The 25,420-nt window shown below is 46.3% G+C and carries 24 protein-coding genes; 14 read left to right on the top strand and 10 right to left on the bottom strand.

Translation table 11 applies throughout. The features are described 5' to 3' along the window. Window positions 1–23: 23 nt before the first annotated feature. Window positions 24–803 (bottom strand): ferredoxin--NADP reductase, encoded by a 780-nt coding sequence (locus F941_RS10620; RefSeq protein WP_005011025.1) that lies wholly within the window; start codon window positions 801–803, stop codon window positions 24–26. Window positions 804–908: 105 nt separating this feature from the next. On the opposite strand from F941_RS10620, the gene tsaA reads away from it, so the two are divergent. Continuing rightward, on the top strand, window positions 909–1,631 hold the full coding sequence (gene tsaA, locus F941_RS10615) for a tRNA (N6-threonylcarbamoyladenosine(37)-N6)-methyltransferase TrmO (RefSeq protein ID WP_005011023.1): 723 nt from the start codon (window positions 909–911) through the stop codon (window positions 1,629–1,631). On the opposite strand, the gene F941_RS10610 is transcribed toward tsaA, so the two are convergent. Further along, a complete protein-coding gene (locus tag F941_RS10610) occupies window positions 1,632–2,876 on the bottom strand; it encodes an MgtC/SapB family protein (protein ID WP_005011022.1) in 1,245 nt (414 codons plus the stop codon). A gap of 248 nt (window positions 2,877–3,124) precedes the next feature. Here F941_RS10610 and F941_RS10605 point away from each other — a divergent pair, with 248 nt between their 5' ends. From F941_RS10605 to F941_RS10590, 4 genes are all read left to right on the top strand, one after another. After that, on the top strand, window positions 3,125–4,882 hold the full coding sequence (locus F941_RS10605; RefSeq protein ID WP_005011021.1) for a type IV pilus assembly ATPase TfpB: 1,758 nt from the start codon (window positions 3,125–3,127) through the stop codon (window positions 4,880–4,882). Window positions 4,883–4,984: 102 nt separating this feature from the next. Continuing rightward, a complete protein-coding gene (locus F941_RS10600) occupies window positions 4,985–5,380 on the top strand; it encodes a NirD/YgiW/YdeI family stress tolerance protein (RefSeq protein WP_005011015.1) in 396 nt (131 codons plus the stop codon). A gap of 155 nt (window positions 5,381–5,535) precedes the next feature. Then, a complete protein-coding gene (locus tag F941_RS10595; RefSeq protein ID WP_005011014.1) occupies window positions 5,536–6,201 on the top strand; it encodes a response regulator transcription factor in 666 nt (221 codons plus the stop codon). Between the two features lie 3 nt (window positions 6,202–6,204). Next, the gene (locus F941_RS10590) at window positions 6,205–7,557 is read left to right on the top strand and encodes an ATP-binding protein (protein WP_005011012.1); all 1,353 of its coding nucleotides are present in this window, start codon (window positions 6,205–6,207) and stop codon (window positions 7,555–7,557) included. Between the two features lie 105 nt (window positions 7,558–7,662). Here the strand turns inward: F941_RS10590 and hemP are convergent, their stop codons facing one another. Further along, the gene (gene hemP, locus F941_RS10585; protein ID WP_005011010.1) at window positions 7,663–7,833 is read right to left on the bottom strand and encodes a hemin uptake protein HemP; all 171 of its coding nucleotides are present in this window, start codon (window positions 7,831–7,833) and stop codon (window positions 7,663–7,665) included. 141 nt (window positions 7,834–7,974) lie between these two features. Between hemP and F941_RS10580 the strand changes: the two genes are divergently transcribed. Then, the gene (locus tag F941_RS10580; protein WP_005011007.1) at window positions 7,975–8,874 is read left to right on the top strand and encodes an NUDIX domain-containing protein; all 900 of its coding nucleotides are present in this window, start codon (window positions 7,975–7,977) and stop codon (window positions 8,872–8,874) included. 29 nt (window positions 8,875–8,903) lie between these two features. Here F941_RS10580 and F941_RS10575 read toward each other — a convergent pair whose 3' ends face one another. Both F941_RS10575 and mrcB read right to left on the bottom strand, forming a co-directional pair. Further along, entirely contained in the window at window positions 8,904–9,455 is a 552-nt protein-coding gene (locus F941_RS10575; protein WP_005011005.1) for a hypothetical protein, read from the bottom strand. Between the two features lie 9 nt (window positions 9,456–9,464). Then, window positions 9,465–11,864: a penicillin-binding protein 1B gene (gene mrcB, locus F941_RS10570; protein WP_005011003.1), complete on the bottom strand. Its 2,400-nt coding sequence runs from the start codon at window positions 11,862–11,864 to the stop codon at window positions 9,465–9,467. Window positions 11,865–12,015: 151 nt separating this feature from the next. Between mrcB and F941_RS10565 the strand changes: the two genes are divergently transcribed. Beyond that, window positions 12,016–12,954, top strand: coding sequence for an NAD(+) kinase (locus F941_RS10565; RefSeq protein WP_026253353.1), 939 nt, complete (start codon window positions 12,016–12,018; stop codon window positions 12,952–12,954). 3 nt (window positions 12,955–12,957) lie between these two features. Beyond that, window positions 12,958–13,224 (top strand): YeaC family protein, encoded by a 267-nt coding sequence (locus F941_RS10560; RefSeq protein ID WP_005010997.1) that lies wholly within the window; start codon window positions 12,958–12,960, stop codon window positions 13,222–13,224. A 45-nt stretch (window positions 13,225–13,269) separates the two neighbouring features. Here F941_RS10560 and F941_RS10555 read toward each other — a convergent pair whose 3' ends face one another. After that, complete coding sequence (locus F941_RS10555) at window positions 13,270–13,638, bottom strand: hypothetical protein (RefSeq protein WP_005010996.1); 369 nt, start codon at window positions 13,636–13,638, stop codon at window positions 13,270–13,272. A gap of 112 nt (window positions 13,639–13,750) precedes the next feature. Next, window positions 13,751–14,767, bottom strand: a complete 1,017-nt coding sequence (locus F941_RS10550; protein ID WP_035361876.1) for a glycosyl transferase family protein — start codon at window positions 14,765–14,767, stop codon at window positions 13,751–13,753. 423 nt (window positions 14,768–15,190) lie between these two features. On the opposite strand from F941_RS10550, the gene F941_RS10545 reads away from it, so the two are divergent. Beyond that, window positions 15,191–16,537 carry a dicarboxylate/amino acid:cation symporter gene (locus tag F941_RS10545; RefSeq protein WP_005010993.1) on the top strand — a complete coding sequence of 449 codons (1,347 nt, stop codon included), beginning with the start codon at window positions 15,191–15,193 and terminating at the stop codon, window positions 16,535–16,537. Window positions 16,538–16,709: 172 nt separating this feature from the next. Beyond that, window positions 16,710–17,852, top strand: coding sequence for an acyl-CoA dehydrogenase family protein (locus F941_RS10540; RefSeq protein ID WP_005010990.1), 1,143 nt, complete (start codon window positions 16,710–16,712; stop codon window positions 17,850–17,852). Between the two features lie 52 nt (window positions 17,853–17,904). Here the strand turns inward: F941_RS10540 and F941_RS10535 are convergent, their stop codons facing one another. Further along, a complete protein-coding gene (locus F941_RS10535; protein ID WP_005010988.1) occupies window positions 17,905–18,423 on the bottom strand; it encodes a type 1 glutamine amidotransferase domain-containing protein in 519 nt (172 codons plus the stop codon). Between the two features lie 491 nt (window positions 18,424–18,914). On the opposite strand from F941_RS10535, the gene pheA reads away from it, so the two are divergent. From pheA to F941_RS10515, 4 genes are all read left to right on the top strand, one after another. Next, on the top strand, window positions 18,915–20,024 hold the full coding sequence (gene pheA, locus F941_RS10530) for a prephenate dehydratase (RefSeq protein WP_005010987.1): 1,110 nt from the start codon (window positions 18,915–18,917) through the stop codon (window positions 20,022–20,024). 66 nt (window positions 20,025–20,090) lie between these two features. Continuing rightward, a complete protein-coding gene (gene hisC / locus F941_RS10525; RefSeq protein WP_005010986.1) occupies window positions 20,091–21,182 on the top strand; it encodes a histidinol-phosphate transaminase in 1,092 nt (363 codons plus the stop codon). 3 nt (window positions 21,183–21,185) lie between these two features. Beyond that, window positions 21,186–23,435 (top strand): bifunctional prephenate dehydrogenase/3-phosphoshikimate 1-carboxyvinyltransferase, encoded by a 2,250-nt coding sequence (locus F941_RS10520; protein WP_005010984.1) that lies wholly within the window; start codon window positions 21,186–21,188, stop codon window positions 23,433–23,435. 109 nt (window positions 23,436–23,544) lie between these two features. Next, window positions 23,545–23,910, top strand: a complete 366-nt coding sequence (locus tag F941_RS10515) for a hypothetical protein (RefSeq protein ID WP_005010983.1) — start codon at window positions 23,545–23,547, stop codon at window positions 23,908–23,910. Window positions 23,911–24,050: 140 nt separating this feature from the next. Here the strand turns inward: F941_RS10515 and F941_RS10510 are convergent, their stop codons facing one another. After that, window positions 24,051–24,491, bottom strand: a complete 441-nt coding sequence (locus F941_RS10510; protein ID WP_005010982.1) for a DUF2147 domain-containing protein — start codon at window positions 24,489–24,491, stop codon at window positions 24,051–24,053. A gap of 258 nt (window positions 24,492–24,749) precedes the next feature. Further along, window positions 24,750–25,382 (bottom strand): alpha/beta hydrolase, encoded by a 633-nt coding sequence (locus F941_RS10505; RefSeq protein WP_005010980.1) that lies wholly within the window; start codon window positions 25,380–25,382, stop codon window positions 24,750–24,752. Window positions 25,383–25,420: the final 38 nt, after the last annotated feature.

Here is a 25,420-nt window from a genome sequence, read left to right as displayed (position 1 = left end):
CGGTTTTAAAGATTCAGGAGATCTTATTTTTCTACGAATGCGCGTTCAATCACGTAGTCGCCTAGAACACCCATTTTAGGAGATTCTTTTAGACCGTGCTGATCAAGAAGCGCTGCAACATCATCAAGGAATGCAGGTGAGCCGCAAAGCATTGCGCGGTCAGTTTCTGGATTGAAACGCGGCAGGCCGATTTTTTCAAAGAGCTGGCCAGATTCAATAGCAGTGGTTACACGGCCTTGAGTGTGGAAGTCTTCACGAGTAACAGTAGGGTAGTAAACTAACTTTTCTTTAGCGCCTAACTCACCGAAGAATTCGTGATTTGGGATTTCGTTTTCAATCAGGTCTTGGTATGCCAATTCAGAAACAAAACGTGTACCGTGAACGACAATGATTTTTTCAAAGCGTTCGTATGTTTCTGGATCGCGGATCGTAGACAAGAATGGTGCAAGACCAGTACCAGAAGAAAGCAGGTACAGGTTTTTACCTGGGTTTAGGTCGTCAAGAACTAATGTGCCTGTAGGTTTCTTAGAGACAAGAATGTCGTCGCCCACTTTTACTTTTTGCAAAATAGACGTTAAAGGGCCATCTGGCACTTTAATAGAGAAAAACTCTAGCTCTTCTTCGTAGTTTGCGCTGGCGATCGAATATGCGCGCATTAAAGGCTTGCCATTCACTTCAAGACCAATCATCACAAATTGACCATTTTTAAAACGCAGCGCAGTATCGCGGGTGGTTTTAAAACTGAATAAAGTGTCATTCCAGTGGTGTACGTGAGTAATCTTTTCGACGTTGAAAGCAGCCATTAAAGGTCTCAATAAATTATCAAATTAGAACAGCTTGCTATTCTAATCTAAAAACATTCTCGATAAACTGAATATATTTAATTGAACTTATCAGAAAAAGTGATTATGACCGGCTTAAATCTGCCAATTATTGGGTATATGAATTCTCCCTACAAAGAAAAGTTCGGTATTCCGCGCCAGCCCAATTTAGTGCAGGTAGAGTCCTATATTGAAATGCAGGCGCCGTATAATGATGAATTGGCATTTGAGGGGATTGATGAATTCAGTCATCTTTGGCTGCTGTGGCAATTTCATGACAATAAAAATCAGCAGGAACAGGCTGCATTCCGGCCGCAAGTGCGGCCGCCGCGTTTAGGTGGCAATAAAAAAATCGGTGTATTTGCAACACGCAGCATGTACCGTCCTGCACCGGTAGGACTTTCGGTGGTGCAGCTGAAGGAAGTAAAAAAAGTTGGTAAATCTGTGCGGGTTTATGTCACAGGCAGTGACTTGCTGGATGGAACGCCGATTATTGATATCAAGCCGTATATCCGCTATTCAGATGCGGTGCTGGATGCGCGCAGCGGCTATGCGCAGCAAGAACCGAAGCGCAAACAGGTGCTTTGGACCAGTGATGCGCAGCAACATGAGCTGTATTTGATGCAACAGTCGCATATCACAGCGCAAATGACTGAAGAGTTGGAGCAAGTGCTGTCTCTGGATCCGCGTCCTGCGTATCAGGACGATGCTGACCGGGTGTACAAGCTGCGTTTTGCTGCCGTCGATGCGGCATTTAAAGTTGAAGCAGATGTGGTGCATATTACTGGTCTGACTGTGTGCACGAAGTAATTACATTTTTACAGTCCACCATAAAAGGGCGATCAGCACGGCCATGTGGAAAAATTGCACAGGCGCGAAGGCCAGAAAGAACTTCCAGCCGCCGGTCAGTAAGGCATTGACTGACTTTGCCGCAGCGTGCGCGCCCAGTCCTAAAATGAAGGCCCAAAATACCGCTTGATCCGCAGGTGTTCCTTGTATGACGACTGTCGCCATAGCCGCATGAATTTCAAATAAAGAAGCCAGCAGCGTGCCTGCGATTAAGCCTGCGTCTCCCAGCCATAGATTCAGCCCGTAAACGCCAGCTTGAATAAGCGTTAAGCTTAAGGCAATGATGCCTGCTTCTTTTAGGCTGAACATGCGGGTATCCGTCTGCATCATTTGCTCTGCCGGCGCCGCTGTACGCAGCAGCCAATACGCGCAGCAGGCTAAAATCACGGCGGCAATTATGGTTGGAAGAATAATTGTTTTCAGCCACAGCATGCTGACGCCGGCGACAATAATCAGCAGCTGCAGCAAGGTGGCGACGCAGGACATCAGTGCGGCTCCTGCATTGGCTTTGGCATCTGCACGTCCGGCGCGGACTTCCATGCCTAAGCTGGCAATCGTTGCGGTGCTGGATACAAAGCCAGACGCGACAGCAGACAAAATCATGGCATTTTTAGAGCTCAGCAGGCGTTTAGCAATATGCGCTAAGGACTGCACCGCTAAAATCAGGCTCAGCAGTTTTAAAATGACATAGGGGTTCAGCACCGCTCCCCAAAGCGGCGTATTGGGGGTTAAAGGCAGCGCAATTAAAATCAGCGCCAGCAGGAACAAGCCGTCTCTGAATTCAGCTTCAGTGATCCATTTTCCAGCAATGCTGTGCATCGAGCGTTTTGCCATTAAAATAACAGTCAAAAATACCGACAGTCCTGCGGCTAAGGGCGCATTCCAAAGGCACATAGCGCCAATAAAATACGTCATAACAAAGGCAAGCTCAGTGGTAATGCCTGGATCTTCCGGCTGATTTTTGAGGGATAACACTACAATGCCGCCAACAATAATTGCGCCGGTAATGCCAACCGCAGGGCCCAATAAAAAGCACATTGCGCCCAGCAGCGCGCAGACAGCAAAAGAACGCAGTCCTGCAAAACTGTGCTGATTTTCCCGCTGCTTGCTGCGCTCACGCTCTAAGCCAATCAGCAGTCCGCATCCCAATGCAGAGGCAAACATGGCAAGCAGTTCCTGAAAATTACCTGTACTGACTGAAAGCATTGAAAAATCCAAGCATTACCCCCTAAGTTTAAAAGAGCATATGAGTCTAAAATATAGGCGATGCGTTCAGGGGTGATCAAGCAAAAATCAGCTTAAATTCACTAATCCTTAAAAATAATAGGGTATTAACAGTATTTTTCTGAGATTGGATTATATGGAGGCCAGTGAGCGGCAGATAAGTCCTTTTTATAGTGCAACAGCGCTGTGAAAACTTGCTATAGTTGGGCCATGTTTGGGGACATGAACAAATGACATTTAATTTTGAGATTGACACCTCTTGGTGTTTAGAGCAATTACAAAAAGACGGCCGCATTACAGAACGTGAAAAAATGCTGGTGCAAACCACGCACCGTCAGCGTGATCAGCTGAAATGGCATCCTTTGCAGTGGATTGCCAATTTCAATTTAGCCGATTTGAGCCATCCGCAAAGCAAATTAACGCTGAACCGGCTGTGCCAGTGGCTGTCAGAAAAAGCCGATCTGCCGTTTTATATTATTGATCCTTTAAAAGCTGATGTTCAGGCGCTGACCAGTGTCATGTCGCAAGAATTTGCCATGCGCAATAAGATTTTGGCGGTAGAGCTGCAAAATGAATATGTCTTAATTGCAACCGATCAGCCTTATAAATCTGAGTGGGTGGGCAATTTAGAGCGGACAGTGCTCCCAAGAAAGATTAAGCGTGTGCTGCTTAGCCCAGATCAGCTGCAGCGTTATTTGGTGGAATATTACCAAGTCAGCCGTGCGGTGAATTCATCGCAGAAATCATCGTCTTATGAGCGTGAAAATAAAGGAGTTGAGGCGCTGCTGCAGCTGGGAGATTCGCAAAACCCGGATGCCAATGATCAGCATATTGTTAAGCTGGTGGACTGGGTGCTGCAGTTTGCCTTTGAGCAGGGCGCCAGCGATATTCACTTAGAGCCGCGCAAGGATACCGGCAAGGTGCGTTTCCGTATTGACGGCGTGCTGCATACCATTTACAACATGCCTGCGAATACTTTGACCGCGGTGATTTCCCGGATCAAGATTTTAGGCCGCATGAATGTTGCGGAAAAGCGCAAGCCGCAGGATGGGCGCTTAAAAACCCGAACGCCAAAAGGGCAGGAAACGGAGCTGCGTTTATCGACACTGCCGACAGCCTTCGGTGAAAAAATGGTCATGCGTATTTTTGATCCAGACGTGCTGGTGCGAAGCTTTCAGCAGCTCGGATTTGAAGGCCGCCTGCAGGAATCATGGAATCAGCTGACCAGCCACAGTCACGGCATCATTTTAGTGACGGGCCCTACGGGTTCAGGCAAAACCACCACGCTGTATTCATCGCTGAAGCAGCTGGCGACAGAACAGGTCAATGTCTGCACTATTGAAGATCCGATTGAAATGCTGGAGCCGAGCTTTAACCAGATGCAGGTCAATACAGGCATTGACCTTGGCTTTGCTGACGGTGTGCGCGCGCTGATGCGTCAAGACCCGGATATTATTATGGTCGGGGAAATCCGGGATCAGGATACCGCCAATATGGCGATTCAGGCTGCATTGACAGGACATTTGGTGTTGTCGACACTGCATACCAATGATGCGCCGTCCAGTTTAACCCGCCTGCATGATTTGGGTGTTCAGCCATTTTTAACCGCAGCAACAATCCTTGGGGTATTAGCGCAGCGTTTGGTGCGTCAGTTATGTCCGCACTGCAAGGCAGAAACCTTTATCAATGATCAGGAATGGAAACATTTAACCTTCGACTACAATGTAAAAACACCTGAATTTGTGTTTAAAGCAGTCGGCTGCGAGGCTTGCCGCCATACCGGCTATAAAGGGCGTGTCGGCATCTATGAGTTCATGCCCTTGAGTTTGGAGGCTAAGCATTTGATTGGCGCCCATGCCGACTTGGCCCAGCTGCGTTTGCAGGCGCGCAAGGAAGGCATTGAGCCGCTGAGGATTGCGGGCGCGCGTAAAGTGGTTGCCGGCATCACCACCTTAGAAGAGGTGCTAAGGGTTGTGCCGCTGAATTAAGATCGGTAGCGCTTTCAGCCGGCAATGCGCTCTTAAGGTTCAGTTCATTTGCAATTGTTTAAATGATTTTAACGCAATACAACACAACTATGAGGCTAGACCATGAATAAGTTCACTAAAGTCATTTTGGCTGCTGGTTTTACTGCTGTATCAGCGGTGTCTATGGCGAATACGGCAAAGGCGCCTGCAATGCCGGAGCATGCAGGGCAGGAAGCGGTCAATCATGCTTCTTTTGCCAAGGCCGTTACAGTGAAGCAGGCGCTGGCAATGAAAGATGATGCCAAAGTTGAATTAAAAGGCCATGTGGTCAAGTCGCTGGGCGATGAAAAATATCAGTTCCGCGACAGCACTGGCACCATTACAGTAGAAATTGACGACAAGCTTTGGCATGGCAAAAAAGTCTTGGCCAAAACACCGGTAACCATCACTGGCGAAATTGATATTGATTATAAGCCGGCAAAACGTGTCAGCATTGATGTGGATTCAGTCAAGTTCTAATCCGCGCATAGGCCAATGAACAGCAGCTTTGAATCAAAGGACAGCATGCCGCTACTGCTATAGGCATGCTGTTTTTATTTGTGCAATAACAATGCTGTAAAGAAATTTAAGCAGTATCATGAATCAAAGATTAGCAATCAATAGGCAGAGGCTTTATGAGAATTTTACTTGCAGAAGATGATGCCTCTCAGGCGCAAAGTATAAAAACTTGGCTGGAAATGGATGGCTACAGCATTGACTGGGTGGAGCGTGGCGATTTTGCCATCTCTGCGATTGAGCAGCATCAATATGATTGCGTACTGCTGGACCGCGGCTTGCCGAAGGCAACAGGCGATGAAATTCTTCAAGCCCTGCGGAAGAAGCAGCTGAATACGCCAGTGATCTTCTTAACGGCAAGGGACAGTGTGCAAGACCGTGTAGAAGGTCTGGACTTAGGCGCCAATGATTACTTGGTTAAGCCGTTCAGCCTGGAAGAGCTGTCGGCCCGTGTGCGTTCGCAAATGCGCCAGAAGCATTGTGTGAATAGCCAGCAAATCCATTTCGCAGATTTAACTTTGGATACGCAGGCAAAAATTGTCATTCAAAATGATGAAACGCTGACACTGACGGCCAAAGAATTTCAAATCCTCTATAAACTCATGCAAAAGCCAGAACATGTCATTACCCGGGAACAGCTAGAAGAGTCACTGTATGCATGGGGCGATGAAATTGAGAGCAACGCCATTGAAGTTTTTATTTACCAGCTGCGCAAAAAAATTGGCAGTCAGTACATTAAAACGATACGCGGCCTGGGTTACCGCATGAATCAGCCGCAGGAATAAGGCATGCAGAAAAAACAGGCGGTTTCGCTGCAGCATCGGCTGGTCAAAACCTCGGTTTTCAGCTCGATTGCTGCGGGTTTAATTTCCCTGCTGCTGCTGCTGGGCATTTCAGTGTATCAGACCATGCATTTGCAGGATGAGATTATGGATGAAATCTCAGATATGCTGCTGCTGACTGATATAGCGCATAGTTCGGGACATCAAATTGATGAGCTGAGTGACCAGTTTGATATTCATTACCGCCTGATTTATGAGGGGCAAACCCTGACCCAGTCTGAAGATGCGCAAAATGAAGTTTTTCAGTATTTGGCGCAGCATCATTCTGAACATGGCTACTCCATCATGTGGCATAGAGGGGAACTGTGGCGGACTTATGTTCAAAATGAATCAGGGATGACGCTGTATGCCGTGCAGCCATTAGACGTGCGTTTTGCAGAGATCATTTCTACGGCGGCGGGTTATGCGGCGGTTTTAGCGGTGCTGTGGTGTTTGCAATGGCTGATTGTGCATCTGTCTGTAAAGCGGCAATTTAAAAATATTCATGCTCTATCACAGCAAATCTCAGAAAAAAGCGCTGATGATCTAGAACCGATTAACTCACCTGAGCCTGAATTGGCTGAGCTGCAGCCGATGGTGCAGCAGCTCAATCATATGCTGGAACGGGTCAAGCAGGCTTTGCTTGCAGAGCAGCGTTTTACCGCAGATGCTTCACATGAATTGCGTTCTCCGCTGTCGGCCATTCAAATGCGGGTGCAGGTTTTAAAGCGTAAATATCAGGATCATCCGCAATTGCCGGCAGAATTGCTGCAAATTCAGCAGGACGTCAGCCGTGGCACGCAAGTGCTGGAAAACTTGCTGCTGCTAGCAAGGCTGGATCCATCCAAGCCAAATGATTTAATCAAAACACGCATTGATTTGGCCGACGTCACACATGAGGTGCTGCAGGCGCTCGCGCCATTTATACAGCAAAAAGAAATCCATGTAGCGGTGCACGCGAGTCCGTTGCAGGTCTTTGGCAATACAGAGCTTCTGTTTACCTGCCTGCGCAATTTAGTGGATAACGCCGTGCGCTACGCCAGCCGCAATGGGCAGCTGCAGATTCAGATGACAGAAGTGAATCAGCAGGTGGAGTGGAAGATTGAGGATAATGGCACAGAGGTTACTGAGGAGATTTTAGCGCGCTTAGGTGAACGTTTCTACCGCGCTTTGGGTACGCAAACTCAAGGGTCGGGGCTCGGCTTATCCATTTGTAAAAAAATTATCGAATTGCATCAAGGCGAAGTGGTCTTTTCAAAGTCGGCCATGGCCGGTTTGCAAGTGCAAATTCTGCTGCCTCAGGCAGAGCGGATCAGCTGATTTTTTGCGCTTTCATTTTTTAATATAATCAGCGGCATTAAAAAAAGCAGTATGAAGTAGCGCATACTGCTTATTCCCACGTTTATTATTCTTTCGCTATTTTAATTATTTTGTGAGAATCAGCCGGTTGTTGCGCGTTAAACGTAAGCGGTATTCTTCACCCGCGTGCATGATTCGGATTTCACGGCCTAATGCAAATAAGTTATTCGAGTGCAGCATTGGCAATGCATGATGAGATTCTGTGTGGCGTGTAAATAAGCTAAATGGTGCGTTCATTCCGTTGACTCCGTGGTGTGTTTGAGTGATTTAAATGATAATCATTATCGAATAGACCTGTCAACGGTAAATGATAATATTTTATAAAAAACTCAAATTTGCTTACACTCAGTAAAATTTTAACAAAATGGAACCGGTTTTATGTCAAAGCCAAATCTGCATATAGCGATCGGCATTTTGCTGCATCAGGGGAAAGTTTTGGTGGGCTGGCGTGAAGCATCGCAGCATCAGGGCAATAAGCATGAATTTCCAGGCGGAAAAGTCGAAGATGGCGAAACACCTGCCGAAGCCTGCCGCCGTGAAATATATGAAGAGGTCGGCATAGGGCTGAACAATTGGCAAGCGTTCGATTTTATCCGCCATGAATATGATGATGTCGTGGTGAATCTGCATGTGTTTCAAGCCGCAGTGCCTGATGAACTGCTGAATGAAATTCAGCAGCCGTGGACATGGTACAGCCGTGATCAATTGCTGGGTTTAAATTTTCCGAAAGCCAATAAAGCAATGCTGAAGCGCCTGCATTGGCAGCATCAAATCAAGATTTCTAGTGATCTGTCTGCAGTGGAGCAGCTGAATGCGCAGCAGCTGATGTATTGGCGGGTTGAGGCGAATCAGGAAAATTTGATCGCGCTGGCGGCATGCAATATTAATCTGCTGGATAAATTGATCATCAATATAGAACTCTGGAAGCAGCTGAACAGCATTCAGCAGCAGAATATAGGCGCAATTCACCTTAAGCAGGCGCAATTGATGCACTTGAAGCCAGGTGATTTAAAAATTGGCTGCCGCCATATTGCAGCCTGTCATGATTTAATCTCTGCTTTGCACGCGCAGGCCATAGGCTGTGATGCCATTCTGCTCAGCCCTGTTTTGCCGACAGCAACACATCCGGATGCGCGGCCTTTAGGCTGGGAACAGTTTGCGCAGATAGCAAAGCAATTGGATATTCCCGTATTTGCATTGGGCGGGATGACGCCAGAGCGCTTAACTGATGTGCAGCATCATCATGGCTATGGCATTGCAGGTGCGCGCTTTCTATAAAAATTCCAGCCTTCAGCATTAAAAGCCCTTTAAAGGGATTTTAATGCTTGCTGTGCTTTTTGAATGGTTTGGGTTTTCTTTTGCTTTTGTCCAGCCTGCAGAATAATTTTCCAGAGCTGCTTTTTCATCGGGCCGCTTTGCGCATAGCTTAAACCGCGCTGCGCCAAGGCTTCGGCATTGGCTGGCTGATTTTTGCGGCTGGCAATCATTGCCAGGTACATAAAGGTTTCAGCTGATTGCGGCGCCAGGCGCTGTGCCTGCATTGCGCTATCTTCAGCTTTATTCAGTTCCCCTTTGGCATAAAACGCTTGTGTCTGCTGCATGAGCTTTTTAAAGGCTGGCAGGTTGCGGCCATCTTCAAATCTTTGAACGCGTTCCTGCTGTTCCGGAATCACAAGGCGCTTGCGCTCAATGTCAGGGCGGTCATAAGGATGAATCATAACGCCGGAAGGATCGCGGATTTCTTTGGGCGGTTCTTTCTGTACTTTTTTCTCTGGCGCATTCTGCTCAGGAGCCGGCAGGCTTTGGCAGCCTGCAAGACCCAATACAATTGCGCTGATCAGCGTCTTTCTTAAAATCAATGGTTAACCTCAGTTGTTAAAACTGCCGCTGGAAATGACACGCGGATTATCAGATGAGTCTTGCTCTGTACCCGAATCACTCTCGCGGATGTAGTTGTCTAAACTATCATTTTGCGGGGCAGTTTCTTGAGGGGTTTCAGTATCGCTTGTGTAAGGCTGCGGCTGCACTTCATATTGTGACTGGCCGCATGCCGTTGCGCGGTTAGGCATAGAACTGCGCAGCAGCGGAATATGAATAGCGCCTGCGCAGCCGGATGCAGACAGTTCACCGGTAGCGCTGTCCAGCCAATGCCATTGCACATCGGCAGGCTGGCGTAAATTAACCGGCTTCAGGCGCAGCTGTTTCATCACATTGATCCAAACCGGCAATGCGCCTGAAGAGCCAGTTAATCCGGTAATTTTGTTGTCATCCAGACCCAGCCAAACTACGGCAGCATAGTTGCCAGCATAACCGGCAAACCATGAGTCGCGGGTATCATTGGTGGTGCCTGATTTTCCAGCCAGTTCCAGTGAAGTCGGAAGAGTGCTGTAGGCTGAGCGGCCAGTGCCTGAATTCATCACTTGCTGCAAGCCATAGTTCAAGACATAGGCCGCAGCAGGGTCAATGGTCGGCTGCACGGATAAACTGTAGCGTTCCAGCGTATGTCCATTGTTATCTACAACTGAACGGATTGACTTTACTGGATATTTAAAGCCGCCTGTTGCAAAGTTGCCATAGATGCTCATGACATCCATTGGCGACATATCGACCGCCCCCAAATAAATGGATGGGTAGCTGGGAATATTTGAGGTGACGCCAAATTTTTTCAGATGGTTAATGAAGGTTGAAATGCCAAATTCCTGACCTAAGCGCACTGCCGCCAGGTTATAGGATTGTGACAGCGCCTGCACCATTGGAACAACGCCGTGTTCGCCGCCACTGTAGTTTTTCGGCGTCCAGGCTTTTCCTTCGCTTTGAATGCTGATGGCGCTGTCTTCGATTGGGCTGGCCCAGTTATAGCGTCCAGATTCAATTGCGCTCAGGTAAATCACTGGTTTCAGCAAAGATCCAACTTGGCGTTTGGCATCTACAGCGCGGTTAAAACCGGTAAAATCTTGCGTAGAGCCGACAGCCGCGACTAATTCGCCATTTTCAGGATGAGTAATCAGCACTGCGCCTTGCAGTTCCTTCAAACGGTTTGGGTTGGCATTGCTCAAACGCGTTACAGTTTCTTTAAAGCTGTTTTGAATACGGGTTTGCGCCAAGGGGTCTAAAGTGGTGAAAATCTTCAGGCCTTGGTTGGTCAAGTCGCTTTCTTGATATTCTGTACGCAGCTGGCGGCGGACAATATCTAAGAAATCCGGAAAGCGGGCAGGGCCAAGGGTCGGTTTTGCAATAACATTGAGCGGACGCGCAGATTCTATTTCATATTGCTGCTGAGTTAAGTAGCCCATCACCAGCATATTGTTCAGCACAATATTGCGGCGCTTTATAGCCGCTTCCGGGTTGCGCCAAGGATTATACAGTGTTGGCCCTTGCACCAACCCGACCAGATAAGCCTGCTGGGCAATATTCAGCTCACGCAAAGGCAGGCCAAAGTAAAACTGCGATGCCAAGCCATAGCCATTAATCGAATAGTTGCCGTTTTGGCCTAAATTTACTTCATTCAAATACGCTTCAAGAATTTCATCTTTATCGTAATGCAGCTCAATCAGCAGCGCCATCAGCGCTTCATTGACCTTACGCTTAAGTGTTTTCTCAGGACTTAAGTAAAAGTTTTTGACCAGCTGCTGAGTTAAAGTTGAACCGCCCTGACGCTTGCCGCCTGTCACGTTGCTGACGATCGCGCGGGCAGTGCCGCGCACGGATACGCCATGATGGTGATAAAAATTGCGGTCTTCGGTGGCAATTAAGGCTTCTATCAGCGGCTTAGGCACATTTTTCAGCTTGATCAGCACGCGGTCTTCATTGTGCTGCGGATAAATGCCGCCGATCAATAAAGGTTCTAAACGGGCAATGCCATTTGATGACGGCTTGGTTGCGCTGACATCGGTAACCGTGTCTTTGCCAAATGAAATTTTTAAGACTTGCTCAGGCTCAAGGCTGTCGCCGAAGTCAAAACCGCGGGTATGCACATACATTTCGTTGCCGGAAGTAACATAGCTGCCAGTCTTTGCATAGCTTTCAGCATTTTTGTAGCCGAGCATTTTCAGCTCTTCCTGCATATCATCCTGACTGACAGGCGCATTGGTAAAGATTTCCATTGGGCGTGCGAATACTTTCGCAGGAATGTCCCAGCGCTGTCCTTCAAATTTGGCCCTTACCACATTATCAATTTTGATCAGATACACACTGAAAGCGACGAATGCGCCAATGACCAAAATACAGAAAATAAATGCGATAGCGCCTATGCCGCGTTCAGACTTCATAAATTATTATAAGATCCTGAGAAATTTTGCTAATCATGCGAAGCTTTTGCGTAATTTGCAATATTTAAACTGTATAACTATGCAAAATAAGAAGTTTGAGGTCTGATTAATTTGCAATTCAAAGTTTTTTTAAATCAAAAGCGTTAATGCTATGATAAGCATGAGGCGTAGCGGAGCAATGGCGCAGGTGCATATTTCACATAAGGCTTTTCGTAATATCGGATTAATTGGACGTCCTGACAAATCGTCAGTGGTTGAAACCTTATGCCTGATACATGATCATTTATTGAGTTTAGGGCTGCATCCGGTTTTTGATACGGAAACAGCACAGCTGGTTCCTTACAGCAATACCCAAACGGTCAGCAAGGCATTGCTGGGTGAAGTCGTGGATTTGGTCATCGTTGTCGGCGGTGACGGTTCTTTGCTGCATGCCGCGCGGTCACTGGTCAAGTTCAATACCCCAGTCATCGGGGTCAACCGCGGACGTTTAGGCTTTCTAACTGACATCAAGCCAACAGAAGTGATTTTTAAGCTGGATCAAGTATTGAAAGGTGAGTTTCAGCAAGATCGGCGCTTTTTGCTGGAAATTGAAATCCGCTCAAAAGGCGAAACTATTTATGACGCGATTGCCTTAAATGATGTGGTGCTGCATTCAGGCAAATCGGTGCACATGATTGACTTTGAATTGAATATTGACGGTCAGTATGTTTACCGCCAGCATAGTGATGGCTTAATTGTCTCTACACCGACCGGTTCTACAGCCTATGCGCTGTCTGGCGGCGGGCCAATTGTGCATCCCAGCATGGATGCGATAGCTTTAGTGCCGATGCATCCGCATACGCTGTCATCCCGCCCGATTGTGGTGGGCGGCCAAAGTGAAATTAAGATTTTCATCCGTGAAAACCGCGTGCTGCCCATGGTCAGCGCGGACGGCCAAAACAGTGTAACGCTGGGTGTCGGCGACAGCTTACACATCCGTAAGCACCCATTTAAACTAAATTTGCTTCACCCGCCAGGTTATGACTTCTATATGGCTTGCCGTACCAAGCTTGGCTGGAATCAAGACTTTGACTCATTTAAACAGGATTAGCCCATGAATATTGAACAAATGCTTGCTGTACTCGATCCTGAAATTGTTGCACGATTAAAGACAGCAATTGAAATTGGAAAATGGCCCAATGGCGTGGCGCTTACGCCAGAACAGCGTAAAACCTGCATGCAAGCGGTCTATGCATGGGAAATTAAGAATTTACCGGAAACTGAGCGCAGCGGCTACATAGACCGCGGAACCAAAGAAGAAGATGAACATTGTGATTCTCATGTTGAAGAGCCAGAGTTCAAGCCAATTCGTTTTGTGTGATTGATTTCGGCACAGCTTCTAAAAAGCCAGCATAATGCTGGCTTTTTAATTGGCAATGCTGATGCTGTACATTTTGCCATTTTCAAAGCTGACACACAGCGCGTAGATGCTGACATCTGCAGGCAGTACAAAATCTAAATGATTTTCATGAAACAGGATTTCATCATCGGTCAAATCATCGGCATTTAGCGCGTAATGGTCATCCAGTTCCAATTTATCAATAATTTGTTCTGTGCTTGGTTTAGGGCTGCCAAAATGCGCAGTCCAATATGCGTCAGGGATGGTGTCTAAATGATGCTGGATAAACTGCATGACCACTTGGGTAAATGAGTTTCTAAAACTAATGGCGTCAAATAAGGCGTTGCGGGCCTGCGATTCTTTTTCCGCAGCGCGGGTATGCATTGATATTGCCATGTGGGTCCCTCTTTATTTTATTTATGATAACGGATGCACATAAGTAAATTAGCATGGCTGATCCGCTATGCCTAGCGGATCTCATCTTGCTCTGTATTAATCTTGCAGCAATTTATTCCGCAATTCCAGATGCAGCGCCGCGTTTCAGCCATAGGTTTTGAGCCAGCGGCATTGCTTCTTCAAAACTGCGGACGGCGCCCATGGCATACAGCGCGATGCCCATGGTCTCTACAGCTGCAAGTTCACCATATTCATGACTTTGTTTGCCTTCCCAAACCGCCTTAAAGACCGCTAAATCCAATTCTTCTTCGACTGGGCTGCGGTTGACCGTCAGTTTTGGCAATTCATGTTCATACATCTCGCCATCCTGAATGCCGCAAATTAAGGTTTTTGCATCTGGATTGCGCTCAAACTCGCCGCCTTCGCCTTTAATGACAGCACTGTTCTGATAACCCAGTTTAAAAGCGGCCTGCTGATGTGAACTGCGGTATGCCGGGTGGAAAATGGCCTGCATCGTGGCTTTGGCATTAAATGGATTAATCAATCGCGCCAAAGTATGAATAGGGGAACGCAGCCCCATCACATTGCGCAGGGCAATTAAATCGCTGAGGATTGGAGAAATGGCATGCAAAGGCAGATAAGCAAAATTCCGTTCAGCCAGCTGTGCTTCCACTTCAGTATCGCTGCTGCAGATTGGGTAACCGAGGTATTCTAAAACCTGCTCGGTATACAGGCGGTTAATTGTGTGTCCTGATGCGCCATGCATCACCACTTTATAGCCATGCTTTGCCAAAGTCAGCGCCGCAAGTAAAAACCACGGGTAGTGCTTGCGTTTTCCTGCATATGAAGACCAGTCTAAATCGACCTGTAAAGATTTAAAATTTAATTGATCACGGGTCGCCTGTACAAAACCGGCCAGTTCATCTACCGATTCTTCTTTTACCCGCAGCAGCATCAGAAATGCGCCTAATTGCACGTCCAGGACTTCATCTTTCAAAATCATGCTGAAGGCTTGATAGGCTTCGTCATAGCTTAATGAGCGGGCGCCATTTTTCCCTTTGCCGATAATGCGGATAAATTGGGCAAATGGATGTTCAGCATCTTTATAAATATTTCGTTTGGTATTCATGGGACGGGATTTTTTAAAAGTATAGGCAAACATTTCAGTTTACGTTTTCATTTGGTATTTTTCAGCCAATTTTTTATGACCATTTAGTAGATGCTAGACTATAGTCTAATAAAAAATGAGCGTTTATTGATCAAATTTAACATTTAAGGCAAAAAATCGGCTTAAGAAATTGGTAAAATTTAACCGTATTCTTGTGTGTTCTTTATCTCCTGAGCATTTACTGCATGTAATGTTGGCTTGACGTGGTTTTTTTCCCCTTAAAAATCACACTCACACTTTTTAAGATTTTTTAAGTATTGGATGATATTCAATACGATAGTGCTCTTTTGTCAGCGGCAAATGAGTTTGGGCTGTTTATTTCTTAGGAAATAAACATAAAAATGGAAATTTTCTGGAAACGGAAGCTGATCGTGAAGTATTCTCATGACGAAAAAACCAATTTATAAGTCGCTGTATTTTCAGGTTATTGTTGCTATTATTTTGGGTGTTCTGGTGGGGCATTTCTCACCAAGTTCCACTGAAATAGTAAACGGCGTAAAACAAAGCGTACCTGGATTGGGTGAGCAGCTGAAACCATTGGGTGATGCTTTTATTAAGCTCATCAAAATGATCATTGCGCCTGTAATTTTCTGTACAGTTGTCAGCGGTATTGCCGGCATGGAAAGCATGAAGTCTGTCGGTAAAACCGGCGGTATCGCGCTGCTTTACTTTGAAGTCGTGTCGACCCTGGCATTGGTTATTGGCCTGCTGGTGATTAATATCGCCAAGCCGGGTGTGGGCATGAACATCGACCCTGCGACTTTAGATGTATCGGGCATTTCTAAATACGTAGAATCTGGCGCTTCGCAATCGACAGTTGATTTCTTGCTGCATATTATCCCAAATACCGTTGTTGGCGCATTTGCGGAAGGCGAAATTCTGCAAGTCCTGCTGTTTGCGCTGCTGTTTGGTTTTGCGCTGCATAAATTAGGCGATGCAGGCAAGCCGGTATTGAAATTTATTGACCAAATTTCACATGTATTCTTTAACATTGTGAACATGATCATGAAGCTGGCTCCAATTGGCGCATTTGGCGCAATGGCATTTACGATTGGTAAATACGGCATTGGTTCTTTGGCTCAATTGGCGCAATTAATCATCTGCTTCTATATCACGTGCTTGCTGTTTATTTTTATTGTATTGGGTTCTATCGCGCGTTTCAGCGGCTTCAGTATTTTAAAAATGATCCGCATGATTCGTGAAGAATTGCTGATTGTACTGGGCACATCATCTTCTGAATCTGTATTGCCGCGCATGCTGAAAAAGCTGGAAATTGCCGGCTGTGAAAAATCGGTTGTGGGTCTGGTGATTCCGACCGGCTACTCATTTAACTTAGACGGTACATCCATCTATTTAACAATGGCCGCAATCTTTATTGCGCAAGCGACTAATACACAGTTGGATTTAGCGCATGAAATTACGCTTTTAGCGGTGCTGCTGATTTCATCTAAAGGCGCTGCTGGCGTAACAGGTTCAGGCTTTATTGTCATGGCGGCGACATTGTCTGCTGTCGGCCATATTCCTGTTGCAGGCTTGGCATTGATTTTAGGTATTGACCGTTTCATGTCAGAAGCCCGCGCATTAACCAACTTGGTCGGCAACTCTTTGGCAACTATTGTGGTAGCAAAATGGGTTGGCCAGTTAGATACTGATAAGCTGAATGATGCATTGAATAATCCTGCAGAAGTTGACCGCAAAATGCTTGAGGAAAACAATCAGGCGCATGCTTAATTTGTTTTGCTGTTAAAAAGGAAGCTTCGGCTTCCTTTTTTTATGTCCGCTGTGGGCTACATGATTCAGCGGCCGCGAAATTTGAACGCTGAGGTTTTCTTTCATGACGCATGCAAAAAACTCGAATAGGATGGTGTGAATCAAAACAACAATGTGAACAAGGAAATGCGCCATGCTGGCTTATGATGCAGATTTAGAATTATTTAGAGATAATTTCCGCCGCTTTATGCAGGAACAGATTGCGCCGCATTATGAGCAATGGGAGCGTGAGGGTATTATGCCGCGTTCGGTTTGGACTGCTTTAGGTGAAAATGGCTTCCTGTGCGTAGATGTGCCAGAAGAATATGGCGGATATGGGGTGCCGACACACTATTCTCTGATGCTGGTGGAAGAGTCTGCCCGTGCGGGATTCAGTGCGCTGTCGACAGGCATTTCATGCCATTCAGAAATTGCTGCGCCGTATATTCTGCACATTGGCTCAGAAGAGCAAAAGCAATATTGGCTGCCGAAAATGGTCAGCGGTGAAGTCGTGGGCGCAATTGGCATGACCGAGCCGGGGGCAGGTTCAGATTTGCAATCCATGCGCAGCAGCGCAATTTTGCAAGGCGATTATTATCTGCTGAATGGTTCTAAAACCTTTATTTCCAATGGACAGCATGCAGATTTAGTGGTGCTGGCGGCGAAAACAGATCCGCAAGCGCGCGCAAAAGGCGTTTCTTTACTGCTGGTAGATACGCATTTAGACGGCTTTAAGAAGGGGACAAACCTCGACAAGATTGGCCTGCATTCACAGGACACTTCGGAGCTGTTCTATGACAATGTTAAAGTTCCCAAAGAACAGCTTTTGGGGCAGGCTGGCCAAGGTTTTGCTTATTTAATGCAGGAATTGCCGCGTGAACGCACTGCCATCGCATCAACGGCAATAGGCGCCATCCGCGGCTCTATTGATTTGGCTGTTCAATATGTCAAAGAGCGTCAGGCTTTTGGCCAAGCGGTAGGCCAGTTCCAAAATACCCGCTTTGTCTTGGCGCAGGCCAAAATAGATGAACTGGCTACAGCAGCATTTTATGAGCGCAATGTTGAACTGTATATGCAAGGCAAATTAGATGTAGAAACCGCAGCTGCCTTAAAGAGTTTCTCAACAGATATGCAGATGAAGATTGCAGACAATTTACTGCAGCTGTTTGGCGGCTACGGCTATATGACTGAATATCCGATTTCACGCTTCTTTGTCGATGCGCGGATTCAGCGCATTTATGGCGGCACCAATGAAATTATGAAAGAAATTGTCGCGCGCGGCATGTTAGGCCGCTAATGGCTGCAGGCAGGCAATAAAAAAGAGCTTCCGCGCTCTTTTTTATTGCGGCTTACTGGCTGAGAACATGCAGCGTTTCACGGATAAATTCAGGCAGGTCTGCCGGCGCGCGGGAAGTAATATATAAATTATTGTCATTCACGACCGGCTTGTCAAAATAGACGGCGCCTGCATTCTGCAGTTCAATCATTATAGGTTCAATCGAGGTCATTCTGCGGCCTTTCACCACTTGCGCATTAATCAGCAGCTGCGGTCCGTGGCAAATGCACATAATCGGCTTGTAGGCGCCGGCAAAATCACGGACAAACTCCACATAGCGCTCATCACTGCGCAGCAAGCTGGGTGAGTGCCCTCCAGGGATCAGCAACGCATCAAAATCATGAATTGAAACGTGGTCTATACTTTGGTCGATAGTGACGGCGTAGGTTCTGTTTTTCCCATAGACAATATTGCCGGCGCGATGCTCAATGTTGGAAATGCAATGCCGGGCTGCGCGGAATGCTTCAACCGGCTCGGCATATTCTGAATCTTCAAAATCATGAGTGACCAGTACCGCGATTCTTTTGCGCATGAGCGAAATTCCTGTTCCAGTATTGCATTCTAAAAGACTATAGGAAAAATATTAAAAATCTGTGATTGCTTTGCAGCATATTGGTCTAATAATGTTATTGAAAACATTTGCTAAAAGTAAAATGTATTCAGTTTTAAATAGATGGATTTTGGTTGCGGCGGAAAAGCCTTGATCTTCAAATCTAAATGACTTTTGCTTAAAAAACTATCACTTTGCATGGTTTTCTTTATAGATAAAACATCTGTGCTCATCGGGAAATGATGCATCAGCGGCTTGGCGCTTCGCATACAATGGAGGTAACAGGATTGCTAAACCGCTTTGTTTATTCCAGTCCTTATATTTGTTTTTTTGATGAGGTTTTTCAGCACTGCTGATGGTTTAAACAACTGTATGTTTTTAAGGCTGAATCAATCAATGTCGTATTGCGCAACATTTGAAACCTAACTATTGTTATACTGTTTGCAACCATGATTTTGAAGGGCGACATAACAATGATCAATGACGATCAGAACACCACGGCTTCTCTTGACCTAGTTCAAATCCGCGAGGACATTGACTCGGTTGATATGCAGATTCAACAGCTGATAAACCGCCGCGCAAAATTGGCAGAAGCCGTTGCTAAAGCGAAATTTGCTGCTGAAGAGAACCCGCTGTTTTACCGTCCTGAACGTGAAGCGCAAGTTTTACGCAAAGTTATGGAGCGCAATGAAGGTCCGCTGTCAGACGCTACAATGGCGCGCTTATTCCGTGAAATTATGTCGGCTTGCCTGGCGCTGGAAGCCCCGCAAAGCATTGCATTTTTAGGCCCAGTCGGCACGTATACGCATTCAGCCGTGTTAAAGCATTTTGGTCAGGATGCAGTGATCCGCCCATTGCCGACGATTGATGAAGTTTTCCGTGAAGTTGAAGCGGGCAGTGCGCATTATGGTCTGGTGCCGGTGGAAAACTCGTCTGAAGGCGTGGTTAACCATACATTGGACTGCTTTAAAACTTCGCATTTAAATGTGATTGGCGAAGTTGAATTGCCCATTCATCACCAATTTTTGATTTCTGAAAATACCCGCAAAGACAGCATTAAGCAGATTTATGCGCATCAGCAAACGTTGGCGCAGTGCCGCAGCTGGCTGGATGCGCATTATCCGGGTGTGGAACGCGTAGCGCTCAGCTCAAATGCAGAAGCGGCGCGCCGTATCCGCAATGAATGGCATTCTGCCGCGATTGCGTCAGAAGTGGCTGCCAATATCTATAACCTGGAAATTCTGCACAGCAACATTGAAGACAACCCAGAAAACACCACACGTTTCTTGGTGATTGGCCGTGAAAAAATTCCGCAAAGCGGCAATGATAAAACCTCTTTGTTAATTTCAGCACATGACCGCGCTGGCGCATTGCTGGAAATCTTGGCGCCGTTCGCTAAGCATAAAATCAGTTTGACCAGTATTGAAACCCGTCCAGCGCTGCCTGAAAAATGGGCCTATGTGTTCTTCATTGATTTGGAAGGCCATGTCGAGCAGGACAATGTCAAAGCTGCTCTGGAAGAAATCCGCCCATTGGTGAAAGAGCTTCGCGTATTGGGTTCATATCCTATTGCCGTTTTATAAATCACAGGCACTGAATCTTCATTGAGGTTCAGTGCATGTATCACTTGAAATCATCGGAAGTGTAAAATGACGTTTGTCCCAGCCAATGAAGGCATCGCAAAACTTAAGCCGTATCAACCGGGTAAGCCGATCAGTGAACTTGAACGCGAGTTGGGGATTACTGATATTGTCAAATTAGCCTCAAATGAAAATCCATTGGGCTGTTCAGATAAGGTGAAAGAAGCGGTTGCAGCAGAGTTGGCTGAAATTGGGCGATATCCAGACGGCGGCGGTTTTATTTTAAAAGACCAAGTGCAAGCGCAGTTTGGTGTTGCGCATGACCGTATTACACTGGGCAACGGTTCAAACGACCTTTTGGAAATGTTTGCCCGCGCATTCGTATCTTCAAGCGATTCTGTGGTGTACAGCCAGCATGCTTTTGCTGTGTACAGCTTAGTTACGCAAGCCATTAATGCAGAAGCAATCGAAGTGCCAGCCAAAGGCTTTGCGCATGACTTAGACGCAATGGCTGCGGCGGTAAAAGAAAATACCAAGCTGATTTTTATTGCCAACCCGAACAATCCGACGGGAACTTGGTTTGAAGAAGCTGAATTTGATGCTTTCATGCAAAAAGTGCCCGCTGATGTGATTGTGGTGCTGGATGAAGCCTATGTGGAATATTTCCCGGAAAACTTCAACAGCCTGAAATTCTTAGAACAGTATCCAAACCTGATTGTCAGCCGCACATTATCTAAATGCTATGGCTTGGCAGCGCTGCGCGTCGGTTTTGCTTTGGCATCTGCAGAAGTGACTGATTATTTAAACCGTATCCGCCAGCCATTCAATGTGAACCACTTGGCGATGGTGGCTGCGGTTGCTGCCCTAAAAGATGAAGATTTTATTGCAAAATCTCGCGAAGTGAACAAAACAGGCATGGCGCAGCTGCAGGCGGGTTTTGAAAAGCTGGGCTTAAACTATGTGCCTTCACGCGCCAACTTTATTTTGGTGGATGTACAGGCAGATCCTGCGCAAACATTCAATGGCCTGCTGAAAGAAGGCGTCATTGTGCGTCCGGTGGGCATTGCAAATCATTTGCGTGTATCTATTGGCACCGAAGCAGAAAATGCGAAGTTCTTAGCAGCTTTGGCAAAAGTGCTGGAATTAGAGGCTGTTGCATAAGTTATGTCTGCACCACTGTTTGAAAAAGTAGCTTTTATCGGGCTTGGGCTGATTGGTTCAAGCCTTGCCCGCGTGATGATTGCTGAAAATTTGGCAACACAAATCGTCGCATCGACCCGGTCTAAACAGACGCTGGAAGATGCAAAAGCCTTGGGTTTAATTCAAGAAGGCTATAGTGACCCGATTGAAGCCGTCAAAGGTGCAGATTTAGTGGTTTTGGCATTGCCGGTCCGTGCGACGCAAAAGGTGCTGGAAGCCATTCAGCCTTATTTGTCAGAAAATGTGATTTTGACCGATGTCGGCAGCACCAAAGGCAATGTGGTTGATGCTGCTAAAGCGGTATATGGTGAACATTTGCCGGCTGGGTTTGTACCGGGCCATCCGATTGCAGGTGCAGAACATACAGGCGTGCATGCAGGCAAGGTCGATTTATTTGCCAACCATAAAGTGATCTTAACGCCGCTGCCAAGCAGTGCAGACTGGGCGGTAGAAAAACTGATTCAACTGTGGCAAGCCGCCAAGGCGGAAGTGATTTGCATGGATGTTGAAAAGCATGATGAAGTGCTTGCGCATACCAGCCATCTTCCGCACTTAATGGCCTTTAATTTGGTTGAGCAATTGGCCAACCGTGAAGATAATTTAGATATATTCCGTTATGCCGCTGGCGGCTTCCGCGATTTTTCCAGAATTGCAGCCAGTGATCCGCAAATGTGGCATGACATTTTTTTTGCCAATAAAAAAGCAATTTTAAATGCGGTCGACGGCTTTGAAAAACAGCTTAAGACTTTGCGTCAATTGATTGAAGATGAAAATTCTCAAGCACTCATGGGTGTATTGGGACATGCACAGGCAGCCCGCCAGCATTTTAACCATATGCTTGCCAACAAACCTTTGATGGAGAAAAACAAAGTGACGACACAGCAATTTACTATTTTACCGGGCCAGAAAAATTTCCAAGGTAAATTTACCGTGCCAGGCGACAAATCTGTGTCACACCGCTCCATCATGTTTGGCGCCATTGCTGAAGGCACAACGCACGTGACTGGCTTTTTGGAAGGCGAAGATGCGCTTGCAACACTTCAGGCTTTCCGGGATATGGGGGTGAGCATTGAAGGCCCTAAAAATGGCGAAGTGACCATTCACGGTGTGGGGATGCATGGTTTGAAAGCACCGGCCAGCGCGCTGTATATGGGCAATTCAGGCACATCGATGCGCTTGCTTGCAGGCATGCTGTCTGCACAGAAATTCGATTCTGTCATGACCGGTGATGCATCACTGTCTAAGCGCCCAATGGAGCGTATTGCCAAGCCCCTGCGTGCAATGGGCGCGCATATTCAGACTACGGGTGAGCGCGGAACACCGCCTGTATCAATTACGGGCAATCAGCCTTTAAAAGGGATTCAATACGATTTGCCAATGGCGTCTGCACAAGTGAAATCAGGTATTTTATTGGCAGGGCTTTGGGCTGAAGGTGAAACAGCGGTTACTGAACCAGAACCGACGCGGGATCATTCAGAACGCATGCTCCGCGCTTTTGGCTATGAGGTGAAAACTGAAGGCAACCGTATTTCACTGCAAGGCGGCGGCAAGCTAATGGCTACCGATATTCAAGTGCCATCTGACATTTCATCGGCGGCCTTCTTTATGGTGGGCGCTGCCATTACTGAAGGTTCAGATGTAACACTGGAAGCTGTGGGCATTAACCCAACGCGTACGGGTGTCATTGAAATTTTAAAACAGATGGGCGCTGACCTGACTGTGGAAAATGAGCGCATTGCAGGCGGTGAGCCGATTGCAGACATCCGTATCCGCGGAACGCGGACATTGAAAGGCATTCATATGCCGGAAGATCAAGTGCCGTTGGCCATTGATGAATTTCCTGCATTGTTTATCGCTGCGGCCTGTGCCGAAGGCCAAACCATTTTGACAGGCGCTGCGGAACTCCGCGTAAAAGAATCTGACCGTATTCAAGTGATGGCGGACGGCCTGAAAATTATGGGCATTGACTGCACGCCAACCGATGATGGCATCATCATTGAAGGAAAAGGCAAAGCAGGCGAGTGGGGCGCAATATTCACTGGCGGTGAAATTGAGTCGCATCACGATCACCGTATTGCCATGAGTTTTTCTATGGCTGGACTGCGGACTTCTGGCGAGATCAAAATTGTTGGCACTGAGACTGTGGCGACAAGCTTCCCAACATTCACCGCATTGGCAAATCAGGCGGGCTTAACGATTCAAGTCAGTGAATAATTAGTCTAATTTTGTACATTTGTTAGACAACAGCCAAGCAAAAGCTTGGCTGTTCTGTTTTAATTGCTTATTCTAAAACCATACAACAAAAATGCCTTTGGATAACACGATGAGAAAATTACAATTTGCGGCGAACTGTGCCCATCAGCCAAAAGTAGATGACTATAATGTCGTGCAAAAACAAGTGGCTGATTTATTGGCGGCTAAACTGAGTCAATATGGTTTTCAAACCTTATCTCAAAGCGGCGATCAAATTGCGGTGAGTGTAGACAATCATGCTTTGCCATTATCAGTAACGTGCCAAGGACATAATGTAGATGGCCATTTGGTATGTGAAATTACATCATATCCGGATGAAGATCAGGATTGGTTAGACCGCATTGCAGAGCAGAGTTTATTGAATCAATTGGCGCAGGCGGTTGAAAATACGCTGAAAGAAGATGAGTCATTTAGTCAGTTTCAGTGGAAAAGCTGATTTTGCTGCTCTGAATGTTTAGAGAAAAATAAATTTATAGTTTGCATGGCAGATAGCGGTAATACGCAGTCTCCCATGCTGTTTTTTTAAGCGGTTAATCAATAGCTGTCATGCATAAATGGGTGCTTCTGAGTTGCATTTTATTCCACACGCAGCCACGTTTGATTGCGTCCTACCGCAGCAACGCCAATATAGCCGCGCAGAAATAATTTTTTCCCGCTAGAGTTTAATTTACCTTTTAAGCGGTAGATTTTTCCTGAAACAGGGTCGATGATTCGCCCATCGGTATAATTCACTTGATCTGATGTTTTTAAGCCTGTGATGACTTGCATGCCGATAATTGGCTTATTGGTATAGGGTGCAGGGCAATTGGTACAGAACTCTTTCGGTATATAGCCCGCGCGTGGAGTGGCTTTTAGAGCAGTGCCGGCATAAGTTCCATCGGCTTGCTGTTCTATTTTTACCAGCCCTTTAGCTTCGCCTGTTTTATCATCCATGTAACGCCATGTTCCTGTAATATTTTGCGCCATTGCAGAAGAACATAGCAAAGCAAGACTCATTATCCCAATGAATGTTTTCATAGTATCCCTGTAAGTATGAAAGAAGTTCCATATAAAGTCTAAAAGCCAATATTGGCTAAGTAGTTGATTGTATTTTTATTAGTTTATTATATGAATTGCAATAATGCTTAATTTTTAGCAATTGGGGACGGATTTTCCCAGTATTCTATTTTGTCTGAAAACCTGCTGGTGATGCGTGAATTCGGCTGAAATATAAAATGCTATGAATAAAAAAAGCCATAATCTTCATGGCTTTTTTTATTCAATAGATTGAAAAAATCAACTTACAATTAAAAAACGGCTAATTGCAATGCGCAGTTGCTTTAAATAGCCTGTAAAGAAGTGATTTGCGCCAGGTAAAACTGTAATTAAATGGCGCTGCGGTTTAGCCCATTGAATTAAGTCGGACAGCAGAGTTACATCATCGGCTTCGCCATGAATAAATAAAATGTCACCTTTAATATGCGGTGTTACATAGTGGCGGACACCTGCGACTGTTGTGGTCGGTAAACCGCATAAAATCGTTTGCACGGGCTGTAAGTCAACAGGAAGCAGGGCATAGCATTTGGTCATTACATTTGCGCCAAAACTGAAGCCGCCTGCATAAAACGGCAAATCGGCATGTTGGCTGCGCGCGTATTGAATGACATCCATGGTGTCTTGGGTTTCACCGTTGCCGTCGTCATGTATACCGGCACTTTGACCAGAACCGCGAAAACTAGGGCGGTATACAATACAGCCGCGTTCTAAAAACATTTGCGCTAAAAGTACAGGGACTTTGTGCTGCGGCGTGCCGCCTTGCAGCGGGTGGGGGTGGGTAACTACCGCGAATCCTTTCACTTCACCCTGTGGATAATCTACAAAAACTTCAATTTGGCCGGCTGTGCCTTGAAGGAAAATCTGTTCAGACATAAGGAGAGATTAAATGGCGGGAGAATATACTATTCTAC

The organism is Acinetobacter bouvetii DSM 14964 = CIP 107468, assembly GCF_000368865.1.
In the GTDB taxonomy this organism is placed as follows: domain Bacteria; phylum Pseudomonadota; class Gammaproteobacteria; order Pseudomonadales; family Moraxellaceae; genus Acinetobacter; species Acinetobacter bouvetii.
This window is presented reverse-complemented; position numbering and strand designations above follow the sequence as displayed.